Below are 12,234 nucleotides of genomic sequence, written 5' to 3'. Positions count from 1 at the left end.
ACGCGGTCTGGGCCTTCATCGCCGCGTCGGGGTCGCCGCCGTCCAGGCGGGTGGCGATCTCCGGGGCCAGGGCGCGTGGTCGTCGAGGTGCCGGAGCAGCTCTTCGCGCACCTCCTCGGCCGAGGGGATGTGGTCGCCGAAGACGACGTCTTCCTGGCTGGGGAAGTAGCGATGAAAGCTGCGCGGTGAGATGTCGGCCAGGTACACCGGGCAGAACCCGGCCTCCTCCGAACTGCTCGCGGGGACCTGGTCGCCAGGCTCGGGCAGGGCGGCCGAACCGCCTCCGGAAACCCTGAACGGGGTGCAATGGGGTCCAACGGGGGTGCAACGGGGTGTGGTGCTCAGCGCACCCGGATCCCGGTCAGCACACCGTCGCCCACCTCGTGCAGGGTGACGGCGAACTCCTGCTCCGCGGTGAGGAGTTCACGGAACGCGGTCACCTGGTCGCGGTGGCTCACCGCGTTGTCGACGGCCACGATGCCGTACGGCGTCAGGATGCGCCGCAGGTGCGGCCAGTAGTCCGCGTAGGCCGGTCGCTCGGCGTCGAGGACGACCAGGTCGACGGAGGCGTCGGGGGTTCCGGACAGGGTCTCGGCGCCGCCGCCGTGGACGACGTCCGCGTACTCCCTGACTCCCGCCCGGTCCAGGTTGGCCAGTGCGGCGGTGACCCGGTCCGCGTCGATCTCCACCGTCGTCAGGCGGCCGCCGGTGTCGCGGACCGCGTCGGCGAACCAGATCGCCGAGTAGCCGTTGGACGTGCCGATCTCCAGGACGGACGTGGCGCGCCGGGCCCGGATCAGCGTCGAGACCAGCCGGGCCGCGTCCGGGGTCATGTTGCGCAGTCGCAGCAGCCGGTCGGCCAGCGGGCCGTCGTGTGCCCGCCCCTCCTGGTAGAGGTCGTCGAGAACACGCGCCAGCTGGTCGTCCACGGAGGCTCCCGTCGTCTTCGGTGTGCCTGTTGTTGCTAGCACGTCCGGCGGGGCGTCGTACATCGAAAAAAGACAGGGGCTCAGCCCGCGTTGAGCTCCGTCAGCTCGGCCAGCGGCAGCGTGTGCTGGGTGTGCAGGACCTTCGCGCGCAGGTAACGGACGTTGTGGGCGGTGCTGAAGACGCCGGTCGGGACGCGGTCGCGGACGGTGACGCCGAGTCCGCGCAACTGCTCGGCCTTGTCGGGGTTGTTGGAGAGCAGGTCGAGGTCGGTGATCCCGAGGGCGGCCAGCATCTGGGCGGCGGCGGTGTAGTCGCGGGCGTCCTCGGGGAGGCCGAGGGCGGCGTTCGCCTCGTAGGTGTCGAGGCCCTGGTCCTGGAGGGCGTAGGCGTCGAGCTTGTTGTAGAGGCCGATGCCGCGGCCTTCCTGGCGCAGGTAGAGCAGGACGCCGCCGCGGTCGGCGATGCGCTCGACGGCCTCGCGCAGCTGGGGGCCGCAGTCGCAGCGGGCCGAGCCGAAGACGTCGCCGGTCAGGCACTCGGAGTGCAGACGCACCAGCGGGAGGGCACCGGGGGCGGGCTCGCCGATGACGACGGCGACGTGCTCCTGTCCGTCGGTCAGGCCATGGAACGTGACGAGCTCGGTGTTGACGCTGTAGCCGTCGTTGAAGCGCAGCGGGACCCGGACACGGGCGCGCTGGGTGGCGGCGGGGAAGTCGGTCATCGGGGTCTCCAGTGGGACGTCGCGGGTGCCTGCTTCAGATTTGAAGCAGATCCACGGCTGGAACCCTACCTCATGTTTTAAATTTGAAGCAACAGATTTCCGTACGGTTTCGCGAAATCGAGCGCACGGTCCGGGTGTGCGGTCCTGGTGTGCGAGCCGGGTTCAGGATCCGGAACAGGGTGACGCCGACCGGCGTCGCCACGGCAGCTCGTCCGCCGTCGGGCGTGGCGTCGACTCGTCGCCCTCCAGCGCCCGGGCGATCACCGAGCTGATCTCCTCCAGCTGCTGCACCTGTTCGGCGGAGAGATGATCGAAGACCGCCGCCCGTACCGTCTCCACATGCCCCGGCGCCGTGCGCTCCAGCACCGCCATGCCCTCGTCCGTCAGGATCGCGAAGCTGCTCCGCTTGTCCCACTGGCAGTCCTCGCGCCGGATCAGCCCGTCCTTCTCCAGCCGGGTCACGGCGTACGTCAGCCGGCTCCGCGTGATCTTCGACTTCTCGGCGAGATCGGTCATGCGAAGCTTGCGCTCCGGCGCCTCGGAGAGGTTGGCCAGGATGCCGTAGTACAGGTGCGGCATGCCGGCGTCCTGCTGGAGCTGCCGGTCGATCGCGTCCTCCAGGAGGTGCGTCGCCGCCATGTAGGCGCGCCAGGCGCTCTGCTCCTTCGGGGTGAGCCAGCGAGTCGTCATGCGACCAGTGTAGGTTTGTTTCAAACTTTAACCAAGCGTCCGTGTCAGCGCAGGCCCAGTCAATCAGCCCGCCCGCCGAGAGTGAGCGCGTCCGATGCCGTACCCCTACGTCCTGCTGTCCGCCGCCGTCTCCCTCGACGGCTACCTCGACGACACCGGCCCCGACCGGCTCCTGCTCTCGTCCCCCGCCGACTTCGACCGTGTCGACGAGGTGCGCGCCTCCGTCGACGCCATCCTGATCGGCGCCGGCACCATCCGCGCGGACAACCCCCGGCTCCTGGTCAACTCCCCCGAGCGGCGCGCGGCCAGGACCGCCGCCGGCCGGCCCGAGTACCCCCTCAAGGTCACGGTCACCGCGACCGGCGACCTCGACCCGGACGCGAAGTTCTGGCACACCGGCGGCGAGAAGATCGTGTACACGACGGACGAGGGCGCGCGCCGGGCCCGCGCCCTCGGGACCGCCGCCGACGTCGTCCCCCTCGGCGCCGACCTCGACTGGCGGCCGCTCCTGGAACACCTGCACGACGTACGGGGCGTGCGGCGCCTGATGGTCGAGGGCGGCGGCACCGTCCACACCCAGCTTCTCCAGCAGGGCCTGGCCGACGAGGTCCAGCTGGTCCTGGCCCCGCTCTTCGTCGGCGACCCGAAGGCACCGCGGCTGTTCGGTCCCGGCGGCTACCAGGCCGGGCGGCTGCGGCTCCTGGACACCCGCCGTATCGAGGACGTCGTCCTGATGCGCTACGAGCCCACGGCCCCCGGCACGGGCGGCACGGCGTCCGCCGCCGACCGGCACTGGCTGCGGCTCGCCTGCGAACTGGCGGCCGAGTGCCCGCCGTCCCGGACCGCGTTCAGCGTGGGCGCGGTGGTGGTCGCCGCCGACGGCACGGAACTGGCCCGCGGCCACTCCCGGGAGGCCGGTGACCCCGTGGTCCACGCGGAGGAGGCGGCCCTGGCCAAGATCCCCCCGGCCGACCCCCGGCTGGCCACGGCCACCGTCTACACCAGCCTCGAACCCTGCACCCACCGGGCCTCCCGCCCGCACCCCTGCGCCGAGCTGATCCTGCGGGCCGGGGTACGGCGGGTGGTGACGGCGTGGCGCGAGCCGGACACGTTCGTGGCGGCGGCCGACGGCACCGGGATGCTGCGGGAGGCGGGGGTGGAGGTATTGGTGCTCGGGGAGTACGAGAGCCTGGCGAAGGCGCCGAACGCGCATCTTCTCGGCTGAAGCCGTCTGCTTGCCTGGGCTCACCCGAGCCGGTGGCGCGGCTGCTCCGCCGAGGCCGCGACGGAAGTCGTGCCGGTCGAAGCGGTGTCGGCCGAAGTCGTGCCGGCCGATGCCGTGCCGGTCGGTGTCCCCGCCGATGCCGTGCCGGTCGGTGTCCCCGCCGATGCCGTGCCGGGCGGTGTCCCGGCCGCGGTGAGGCTGGCGAGCAGGGCCAGGCGCTCGGCGGACGGGCTGCCGGGCTCGGCGTGGAAGCACATCATGGTGAGGCTGTTCGTGCCCAGGACCGCCAGTTTCTCGATCCGGAGGTCCAGCTCACCGACCTGCGGGCGCCGAAGCAGGGCCCGTCCGCCCTGCTTCGGGCGGACGTCATGGCGCGCCCACAGATACCGGAAGCGCTCGCTGTGCACGGACAGTTCGCCGACCAGGGCGGACAGCCGAGGGTCGCCCGGATCCTCCCCGGCCGCCACCCGCAGCGTCGACGCGAGGCCGCCCGTGGCGACGTCCCAGTCGCGGTGCAGGGTGCGCACGGCGTCGTTCAGGAACACCTCCCGGGCCAGGTTCGCCCCCGGCCGGTGCGCGGGGGAGAGGGCGACGGCCAGGGGGGTCGCCGCGCGTACGTCGCAGAGCCGCCCGGCCACCACCACCGGCAGCGCGGACCACGTCTCCAGGAGCATGCGGATGCCCGCCGGCACCTGCTCGCCGCGCGGCCGGGAGCGCCGGGGCGGGGCGGGGGCCGCGAGCTGGTGGAGGTGGGCGGTGCCCTCCGCGTCCAGGTGCAGGGCCCGGGCGAGGGCTTCGACGATCTGCGGGGAGGGATGGCGGTTGCGGCCCTGTTCCAGCCGGGTGTAGTACTCCGTGCTCACCCCGGCCAGCAGCGCCAGCTCATGGCGGCGCAGGCCCGGCACCCGCCGGCGGCCCGCGTCCGGCAGCCCGAGCAGCTCGGGGCTCAGCAGGGCCCGGCGCGCACGGAGGTACTCGCCGAGCGGCCCCGGCGCGTGGGTGTCGCTGCCCTGTGCCTGTGCCTGTGCCTGTGCCATGAGGCCAGGCTAGGCGGCGCGGCCGCGGCGAACCTGTCCCCGTGAGTACCACCCTTCACAGGGCGACGACGGATCGGCCCGGCGCTCCTAGTGTCGGCCTGGCCGACCTGCCCTTGGGCCGGCGGGTGTTCCGAGTCAGGAGAGTGCGATGAACAGACACCTTGCGGTACGGACCGGCGCGGCCGTGGCCGCCGTCGCCGCCGCGACGGCACTGGCGACCGGTCCCGCGACGGCCGTGTCCCGGCCCGCCGGACACCCGGGGACGGGCGCCGCCGCCGGCTCGGTGTCCGCCCGCGAGACCGCGGCCGACAAGGCGCTGGTCACGTACGTGTACAAGCAGCTGTTCACCTCCTACGACACGTCCGTGATCGACAAGTACGCCTCGCCCGACTACATCCAGCACAACCCCAACGTCGCCAACGGCCCCGAGGCGCTGCGCCAGCTGGCGGAGAACCTGAAGGCGACGGCCACCCCCGGCACCGGCTCGGTCACCACGCACGTGATCGCGCAGGGCGACCTGGTCCTGCTCCAGACGCACGCGGGCACCTCCGACACGTTCGGCGGCATCGGGCTCGTCGACGTGTTCCGGGTGGAGAACCACAAGATCGTGGAGCACTGGGACACCATCCAGCCGGTCCCCGCCACCACGGCCAACGGCCACGACACCTTCGGCGACGGCGCGCGACTGGACGGCGTGCCCGGGCGGCCGCTGGCGGTCGCGCTGCCCGGTCACACCCCCGGCAGCACCGGCTTCCACTTCCCCGACCAGGGCCTCTTCTTCACCGGCGACGCCCTGGTCACCCAGGAGGCCTTCACCGGGCACACCGGCCCCTGCCTGGTCTGCCGCGCCTTCACCCACGACTCGGCCGCCGCCCTCGCCTCCCTGGACGCCGTCGCCGGACTGTCCCAGGACACCGTCCTGCTGCCGGGGCACGGGCAGCCGTTCGCGGACGGCCCCCGGGAGGCGGTCGCCCTGGCCCGGCGCTTCGGCGTCCGCTGACCCCGCCACGGCCTCCGTCGTCCCCGTAACGACCTCCGTCGTCCCCGCGGCTCTCAACCCGTGTGACTCACCCTCTTCGGATGGCGTATGCTGGTGTCACCGACGCGGGGTGGAGCAGCTCGGTAGCTCGCTGGGCTCATAACCCAGAGGTCGCAGGTTCAAATCCTGTCCCCGCTACTGAAACCCAGGGCCGGAATCCAAGTCAGAGGATTCCGGCCCTGAGTCATATCCAGGCACGTGCTCCTCATCACACACGTCCGCACTCATCCGCCCGGCCCACACCATTCGCCCCACCCGCTCGCAACGGCAAACCTGGACGGACAGGTATCGAAGACATCGGACGCGTCGAACAGGTCAAGCGCATCGAACACGTCGAGCACATCGAGCACGTCGGGCGTGTAGGACACGTCGGGCACGTCGGGCGCGTGGGACAGCAGGGGAGTCGTGTGGCGAGCCGTGGAGAGGCGGAGCGGCACGGCCAGGAATCCGCCCGCACCCTCGCCCGCTACCTGCCCGCGCTGCTGATCGTCGCGGGCGTCTGCTACGACGTCCTCACCCCCGCCCCCTTCACCGCGGTCCCCTTCTTCACGGCCGCCCCGCTGGTCGCCGCCCCCCTCTCCTCGCTGCGCACCACCGTCCTCACCGGCCTGGCCGCACTCCTCGCCGCCTACGCCGTGCACACGCGGTTCGCCGTGCTCCCGGACGCCGACGCCGTGACCGAGATCGTCACCGTGGCCACCGTCGCCGTCCTCGCCGCCGGCATCAACCGGATCGTCCGTATCGGCGACCAGCGCCTCGCCTCCGCCCGCGAGGTCGCCGAGGCCGCCCAGCGGGCCGTCCTGCCCGAGCCCGCCGAGCGGATCGGCGGCTTCGAGATCGCCGCCCGCTACGAGGCGGCCCAGGAGGGCACCTTCATCGGCGGCGACCTGTACGCCGTCCAGGACACCCCGTACGGCGTGCGCCTGGTCGTCGGCGACGTCCGCGGCAAGGGCATGGGCGCGGTCGCCGCCGTCGCCGTGGTGATCGGCGCGTTCCGGGAGGCCGCCGAGCAGGAGGCCACGCTGGAGGCGGTGGCGGCGCGGCTGGAGCGGGCGCTGGCGCGCGAGGGCGTCCGGCGCGGCGGCATCGACGCCCACGAGGGGTTCACCACCGCCGTACTCGCGGAGCTCCGGTACGGCGACTGCACGCTCCGGGTCGTCAACCGCGGACACCCGCCGCCCCTGCTGCTGCACGGCGACGGCGAGGTGTGCCCGGTGCCGGCGCCGGAGTCCGCGCTGCCGCTCGGGATGGGCGACCTGGGGACGTGGCCCGACCGGGCGGCCGAGCACGTGTTCCCGAGCGGGGCCACGCTGCTGCTGTACACCGACGGCCTCTCCGAGGCCCGCGACGCGCACGGCCGGTTCTACGACCCCGAGCGGCGGCTGACCGGTCGTACCGTCACCGCCCCCGGCGTACTGCTGGCCCGGCTCGCGGCCGAGGTGCGCCGGCACACGGGCGGCGGCATGACGGACGACATGGCGCTGCTCGCGGTGCGGCGGCCCTGAGCCGCCGGTCCCGTGCGCCGGTCCTGTGCTATGTCACACATCGTGTTCGGGCGGCTGCCCTCCGCATCACAACTGAGCCACCATCACAACCTGTGTGACTCCTGAGCTGAGCAGCGAGCACAGCCAACTCGACCGTTTTTGACCAGTCGTGGCAGGTAAGTCCAAGCTTTGAAAGCTTAATGATCAAGACGAACAGCTTGGAATCTGGTAGCCGGGTCTATTAACGTTCGATAACGCAGCGCGGTCGTCCCAGCCGTCACCCGCGACGGCTCCGCGCGCACGCGCCGAATCCCGCAAGGGAACCGGGGAACCACCACCTTGGGGTGAATCGCACGGCTACCGCCGGGTAGGAAACGGCCGGTATACGCGCGTAGGAGACCTTCCCGCTCCGAACCCGTCAGCTAACCCGGTAGGCGACGGAAGGAAAGGAGTACGCCCGCGTGGCGTCCAACCGGCCTGCTCCGACAGCCCCGTTCGTGCCCAGCCAGCGTCAACCCGACACCTTCGGCTACGGCAGCTACCGCACCGACGAGGGCCCCTGGGAGGAGTGGAACCCCACCGAGGAGTCCCTGGCCTCGGCGCGCGGCCGGCACCGGGTCGCCAAGCAGCGCGGCGGCGGACTCGCCCGCAGCTCCACGGTTCTCGGCGTCGGCGTGATCGCCGCCGTCGGCGCGGGCGGCATGGCCAGCGCCAACACCGGCAAGCCGCCGGTCTCCATCTCGCTGCCCGACCTGCCCGCCTCTGTCGACTCCCTGCTCGGCGAGGGCGGCGGCCACCAGGCCACCCAGACCGCGCTCAGCAGCGTGACCACGACGACCGCCACCGACGGGGACTCCTCCTCGTCCGGCGCCGGCGAGACGCTGCGCAACCGGATCATCGCCCAGGCCGCGCAGCAGCAGAACCAGCTCGACACCAAGGCCAGCGCCAAGGCCGTCGCCGCCGCCGACAAGGCGGTCTCCGACGCCGAGGCCAAGGCGGTGAAGGCGGCCGCAGCCAAGGCCGCCGACGCCAAGGAGAAGGCCGAGGCGTCCGCGAAGCAGAAGGCCGAGCAGGCCCGGCTCGCCGAGCTGGCCAAGCAGTACACGCTGCCCGTCGTGTCGTACACGATCACCGGCACCTTCGGCCAGGCCGGCTCCATGTGGTCCTCCGGCTACCACACCGGCCTCGACTTCGCCGCGCCCACCGGCACGCTGATCAAGGCCGTGCACAGCGGCACGGTCACGGAGGCGGGCTGGGCCGGCTCCTACGGCTACCGCACGATCATCACCCTCGACGACGGCACCGAGCTGTGGTTCTGCCACCAGTCCTCGATCGGCGTCAAGGTCGGCCAGAAGGTCGCCACCGGCGATGTCATCGGCCGCGTCGGCGCCACCGGCAACGTGACCGGCCCGCACCTCCACCTGGAGGTCCACCCGAACGGCCAGGCCACCGCCATCGACCCGATGACCTGGCTGCGCGGCAAGGGCCTCAACCCCTGACGCAATCCGCGACGCAGCCCCCGACGGAATCCGCGAACGCAACCCCCGACGGAAACCCACCGCCCCCCGGCGGCCCCGACGACACCCCCCGGCGTCAGGGCCGCCGGTTCGGTCTGCCGGGGTTCCGCCGGGGTTCCGCCTTTACGAGACCTTCGTAATCGCCGGGATGGGTCACCAGGCGGCCCGTGTTGAAGTTGAGCATGACTGCTCTTCGCAAACTCGGCTCCTCCGACCTCGAGGTCTTCCCGCTCGCCCTCGGCGGCAACGTCTTCGGCTGGACCGCCGACGAGGCCACCTCCTTCGCCGTCCTGGACGCCTACGCCGCCGCGGGCGGCAACTTCGTCGACACCGCCGACTCGTACTCGGCGTGGATCGAGGGCCACAAGGGCGGCGAGTCCGAGACGATCATCGGCAAGTGGGTCAGGGCGCGCGGCAACCGCGACGACGTCGTCATCGCGACGAAGGTCAGCCAGCACCCCGAGTACCCCGGCCTGTCCGCCGCCAACATCAAGGCCGCCGCCGACGCGTCCCTGCGTCGCCTCGGCACCGACCACATCGACCTCTACTACACGCACTTCGACAAGCCCGAGATCCCGGTCGAGGAGATCATCGGCGCGCTGGACGAGCTGGTGCGGGCGGGCAAGGTCCGGCACATCGCCGCGTCCAACATCACCGCCGAACGCCTCCAGGAGTCCCTGGACCTCTCCGACCGCGAGGGCCTCGCCCGGTACGTCGCCCTCCAGCCCCACTACAACCTGGTCTCCCGCGACACGTACGAGGGCCCCCTCCAGGACCTGGCCTCCCGCACCGGCCTCGCGGCCGTCCCCTACTTCGCCCTGGCCGCCGGCTTCCTCACCGGCAAGTACCGCCCCGGTACGACGGTCGACAGCGCACGGGCGGGCCGCGCCGCCCAGTACGCCGAATCGAAGCGCGGCCAGAAGGTCCTGGCGGCGCTGGACGGGATCGCCGCGGCCCACGAGGCCCCGATCCCCACGGTCGCCCTGGCCTGGCTGGCGGCCCAGCCCACCGTCGCGGCCCCGATCGCCTCGGCCCGCACGCTGGAGCAGCTCCCGCCGCTGCTGGGCGTGGCGGACCTGACGCTGACGGACGAGGAACTGGCACGGCTGACGGCGGCTTCCGCCTGACGGTCTCCTTCGACCTGCCGGCTCCACCCGGTGGCCCCCACCATTCTCTTCCGCCGCAACGGCCGCAACGGCCGCAACGGCGCTCAGCCCTCACGGCGCATCCCGGCGGTGCCGAACCCTCCGCGACCCGAAGCCCTAACTCCGGTACGGGTTGTAGGCCGGGTACGGCACCGCCGCCCCGTACCACCCCGGCGCCCCGTAGGCCGGCGGCGCGTAGCCGGCGTACCCCGGCCAGCCGCCCGGCGCGGCCGTCCGCGCCGCGTACTCCAGGGCCGGCCGGACCAGCTCCCGCCGGCTCCACAGCTCCGTGAGGAGCTCGCGCTCCCGCACCACGAAGTCGGCGCCCGCCCGCCCCCGCTGCCCCCGGCGCCGCAGCAGCGCCAGCGTCGTCGCGTACCCCTCGTACTCGGCGACCGCCTTCCCCGCCGCCTTCCCGAAGTGGTACGCGGCGTACTCCCTGGCCATCTGCCGCGCCCGCATCGACCCGAGCACGAACGGCTCGGCCGTCCCCAGCCACCCCGCGTAGACGTACGCCGGCAGCTCCTCCCGCACGGTCCGCAGCTCCCGCTGCCGCGTCCAGATCGCCAGCCAGGCCAGCAGCCCGAACGACGGCACCATGAACATGCCGTACACGGCGAAGAACCCGTACTGCCCGAACGTCGAGGACCCGTTCCAGAACGCGTGCATGCTCATCGCGAGCAGCAGCCCGGCGAGCGGCACCAGCACCCGCCGCGCCCGCTGCCGTTCCCCGGAGAGCGCGGCGATGCCGAAGCCGATGCCGGTGAGGACGGTGAAGAGCGGGTGCGCGAACGGGGACAGCACGATGCGCACGAAGAACGTCGCGGCGGTGACGGAGGCGATCCCGCTGTCACCGGTCAGCTGGTCGGTCCCGAAGGCCGTACCGAGGTAGAGGATGTTCTCGGTGAACGCGAACCCGGTGGCGGTGACCCCGGCTATCACCACCCCGTCGACGATCCCGGTGAAGTCCCGTCTGCGGAAGAGGAAGACGAGGAGCACGGCCGCCGCCTTCGCCGACTCCTCGACGACCGGCGCTATCAGGGTCGCCCCGAGCCGGTCCGCGCTGCTCGGATCCGCGGTCGCCGTCGCTATCCATCTCGTCGCGAAACTGTTGGCGACGATGGCTATCAGCGCGGCCGCGCAGGCGCCCCAGGCGAAGGCGAACAGCAGGTTCCGCCAGGGGCCCGGCTGCACCCGGTCGAGCCACCGGAACGCGCCCAGGAGCAGCGGCACGGGCAGCACGGCGAGCCCGAGCCCGACGAGAAAGCCCTCCGTCCCCGTCTGCTCCCGCACCAGCGCGAGGATCACCAGGCCGGAGAGGGCGAGCAGCGTGCCCAGCGCCCCGTACCGAACCCAGCGGCGCTGCCACCAACGGGGATGCCGCAGACCGCCGTCGGCGGGATCCGCCGGATACGACGGTGACGGCGGTGATGACGGATACGACGGCGACGGCGGATACGACGGATGCTGCGGGTACGGCGAGTACGGCGGCGGGGAGGTGGCCACGGCATCGACCCTAACGAGGTGACTCCTGACGGTGCTGCTCGCTCTGCGGCACCCGGTGCTGTACGCGACGGAAGAGCAGATCGTTCACCACATGTCCCTTGTCCAGTCCCTGGCCCTCGAAACGGGTCAGCGGCCGGTGCGCCGGACGTGGCGCGAAACCGCCGTCGGCCTGCGTGTTCTCGAACTCCGGGTGCGCGTCCAGCACTTCGAGCATCTGCTCGGCGTACGGCTCCCAGTCGGTCGCGCAGTGCACGATCGCCCCGGGCCGCAGCCGGGTCGCGGCGAGATCGAGGAACTCGGCCTGGATCAGCCGCCGCTTGTGGTGCCGCTTCTTCGGCCAGGGGTCCGGGAAGTAGACGCGCAGCCCGTCCAGCGAGTCCGGCGCCAGCATCTCCCGGAGCAGGATGATCGCGTCGCCGTTCCCGACACGGACGTTGGACAGCCCGTTCTGGTCGGCGAGGTTGAGCAGGTTCCCCTGCCCCGGCGTGTGCACGTCGACGGCGAGGATGTTGACGCCCGGCACCTCGGCGGCCATCTGCGCGGTCGCCTCGCCCATCCCGAACCCGATCTCCAGCACCACCGGGTCGTCGTTCCCGAACAGCTCGCCGAGGTCGATGACCCGCTGCCCGTCGATGTCCAGGCCCCACTTGGGCCACAGCCGCTGCAGCGCGTCGGCCTGCCCGGCGGTGACCCGGCTGCGGCGCGGCTGGAAGCTGCGGATCCGCCGCTCGAAGTGCGACCCGGCGGGATCGGCCCTCGGCCCGTCCGGGAACCGCGGCTCCCCCTTGGCCCGGGTGTGCCGGACGGACACCCCGGGGGTGTGGTCGGGGTGCGCACCGGGGACGTGCCCGGCGGGGCCGGTCTCGGCGGGCTGGGGGGCTTCGGGGGCATTGAGGGAGTCAGACACAGTGGGTCGATTTTACGACCCCCACGGGCCGGC

At 72.4% G+C, this 12,234-nt stretch carries 13 protein-coding genes, 1 tRNA gene and 1 riboswitch; of the genes, 6 read left to right on the top strand and 8 right to left on the bottom strand.

The genetic code is table 11. The features are described from left to right. Nucleotides 1-15: 15 nt before the first annotated feature. From ABZ887_RS08550 to ABZ887_RS08535, 4 genes are all read right to left on the bottom strand, one after another. A complete protein-coding gene (locus tag ABZ887_RS08550; protein WP_361284718.1) occupies nt 16-207 on the bottom strand; it encodes a hypothetical protein in 192 nt (63 codons plus the stop codon). Nucleotides 208-341: 134 nt separating this feature from the next. Beyond that, nucleotides 342-929 carry a class I SAM-dependent methyltransferase gene (locus ABZ887_RS08545; protein ID WP_361284715.1) on the bottom strand — a complete coding sequence of 196 codons (588 nt, stop codon included), beginning with the start codon at nt 927-929 and terminating at the stop codon, nt 342-344. Between the two features lie 80 nt (nt 930-1,009). Then, nucleotides 1,010-1,651, bottom strand: coding sequence for a GTP cyclohydrolase II (gene ribA / locus ABZ887_RS08540; RefSeq protein ID WP_361284712.1), 642 nt, complete (start codon nt 1,649-1,651; stop codon nt 1,010-1,012). A 162-nt stretch (nt 1,652-1,813) separates the two neighbouring features. After that, a complete protein-coding gene (locus tag ABZ887_RS08535; RefSeq protein WP_361284709.1) occupies nt 1,814-2,341 on the bottom strand; it encodes a MarR family transcriptional regulator in 528 nt (175 codons plus the stop codon). A gap of 94 nt (nt 2,342-2,435) precedes the next feature. On the opposite strand from ABZ887_RS08535, the gene ABZ887_RS08530 reads away from it, so the two are divergent. Continuing rightward, a complete protein-coding gene (locus ABZ887_RS08530) occupies nt 2,436-3,566 on the top strand; it encodes a dihydrofolate reductase family protein (protein WP_361284706.1) in 1,131 nt (376 codons plus the stop codon). Nucleotides 3,567-3,586: 20 nt separating this feature from the next. Here ABZ887_RS08530 and ABZ887_RS08525 read toward each other — a convergent pair whose 3' ends face one another. After that, nucleotides 3,587-4,603: a helix-turn-helix transcriptional regulator gene (locus tag ABZ887_RS08525; RefSeq protein WP_361284703.1), complete on the bottom strand. Its 1,017-nt coding sequence runs from the start codon at nt 4,601-4,603 to the stop codon at nt 3,587-3,589. A gap of 148 nt (nt 4,604-4,751) precedes the next feature. Here ABZ887_RS08525 and ABZ887_RS08520 point away from each other — a divergent pair, with 148 nt between their 5' ends. Together ABZ887_RS08520 and ABZ887_RS08515 are read left to right on the top strand one after the other, a co-directional pair. Continuing rightward, complete coding sequence (locus tag ABZ887_RS08520) at nt 4,752-5,603, top strand: ester cyclase (RefSeq protein WP_361284700.1); 852 nt, start codon at nt 4,752-4,754, stop codon at nt 5,601-5,603. A gap of 103 nt (nt 5,604-5,706) precedes the next feature. Then, nucleotides 5,707-5,780: transfer RNA gene (locus ABZ887_RS08515), tRNA-Met, on the top strand. An 86-nt stretch (nt 5,781-5,866) separates the two neighbouring features. On the opposite strand, the gene ABZ887_RS08510 is transcribed toward ABZ887_RS08515, so the two are convergent. Then, nucleotides 5,867-6,019 (bottom strand): hypothetical protein, encoded by a 153-nt coding sequence (locus tag ABZ887_RS08510; RefSeq protein ID WP_361284697.1) that lies wholly within the window; start codon nt 6,017-6,019, stop codon nt 5,867-5,869. Between the two features lie 30 nt (nt 6,020-6,049). On the opposite strand from ABZ887_RS08510, the gene ABZ887_RS08505 reads away from it, so the two are divergent. The 3 genes from ABZ887_RS08505 to ABZ887_RS08495 all read left to right on the top strand — a co-directional run bounded on the left by ABZ887_RS08505 (nt 6,050) and on the right by ABZ887_RS08495 (nt 9,770). Then, nucleotides 6,050-7,147 carry a PP2C family protein-serine/threonine phosphatase gene (locus tag ABZ887_RS08505; protein ID WP_361284694.1) on the top strand — a complete coding sequence of 366 codons (1,098 nt, stop codon included), beginning with the start codon at nt 6,050-6,052 and terminating at the stop codon, nt 7,145-7,147. A 272-nt stretch (nt 7,148-7,419) separates the two neighbouring features. After that, nucleotides 7,420-7,580: riboswitch (cyclic di-AMP (ydaO/yuaA leader) on the top strand. A gap of 7 nt (nt 7,581-7,587) precedes the next feature. Then, nucleotides 7,588-8,625, top strand: coding sequence for a M23 family metallopeptidase (locus tag ABZ887_RS08500; RefSeq protein ID WP_361284691.1), 1,038 nt, complete (start codon nt 7,588-7,590; stop codon nt 8,623-8,625). A gap of 200 nt (nt 8,626-8,825) precedes the next feature. Continuing rightward, on the top strand, nt 8,826-9,770 hold the full coding sequence (locus ABZ887_RS08495) for an aldo/keto reductase (RefSeq protein ID WP_361284688.1): 945 nt from the start codon (nt 8,826-8,828) through the stop codon (nt 9,768-9,770). Between the two features lie 135 nt (nt 9,771-9,905). Here ABZ887_RS08495 and ABZ887_RS08490 read toward each other — a convergent pair whose 3' ends face one another. Both ABZ887_RS08490 and trmB read right to left on the bottom strand, forming a co-directional pair. Beyond that, the gene (locus ABZ887_RS08490; RefSeq protein WP_361285756.1) at nt 9,906-11,174 is read right to left on the bottom strand and encodes a PrsW family intramembrane metalloprotease; all 1,269 of its coding nucleotides are present in this window, start codon (nt 11,172-11,174) and stop codon (nt 9,906-9,908) included. 130 nt (nt 11,175-11,304) lie between these two features. After that, entirely contained in the window at nt 11,305-12,201 is an 897-nt protein-coding gene (trmB, locus tag ABZ887_RS08485; protein WP_361284685.1) for a tRNA (guanosine(46)-N7)-methyltransferase TrmB, read from the bottom strand. Between the last annotated feature and the right edge of the window lie 33 nt (nt 12,202-12,234).

It is taken from the genome of Streptomyces sp. NPDC047061 (assembly GCF_040643955.1).
GTDB lineage: Bacteria > Actinomycetota > Actinomycetes > Streptomycetales > Streptomycetaceae > Streptomyces.
This window is presented reverse-complemented; position numbering and strand designations above follow the sequence as displayed.

Excerpts from the sequence above, each read along its gene's own strand:
- ABZ887_RS08520 (WP_361284700.1), top strand. The coding sequence starts at position 4,752 with ATGAACAGACACCTTGCGGTACGGACCGGCGCGGCCGTGGCCGCCGTC.
- ABZ887_RS08530 (WP_361284706.1), top strand. The coding sequence starts at position 2,436 with ATGCCGTACCCCTACGTCCTGCTGTCCGCCGCCGTCTCCCTCGACGGC.
- ABZ887_RS08495 (WP_361284688.1), top strand. The coding sequence starts at position 8,826 with ATGACTGCTCTTCGCAAACTCGGCTCCTCCGACCTCGAGGTCTTCCCG.
- ribA (WP_361284712.1), bottom strand. The coding sequence starts at position 1,651 with ATGACCGACTTCCCCGCCGCCACCCAGCGCGCCCGTGTCCGGGTCCCG.
- ABZ887_RS08525 (WP_361284703.1), bottom strand. The coding sequence starts at position 4,603 with ATGGCACAGGCACAGGCACAGGCACAGGGCAGCGACACCCACGCGCCG.
- ABZ887_RS08535 (WP_361284709.1), bottom strand. The coding sequence starts at position 2,341 with ATGACGACTCGCTGGCTCACCCCGAAGGAGCAGAGCGCCTGGCGCGCC.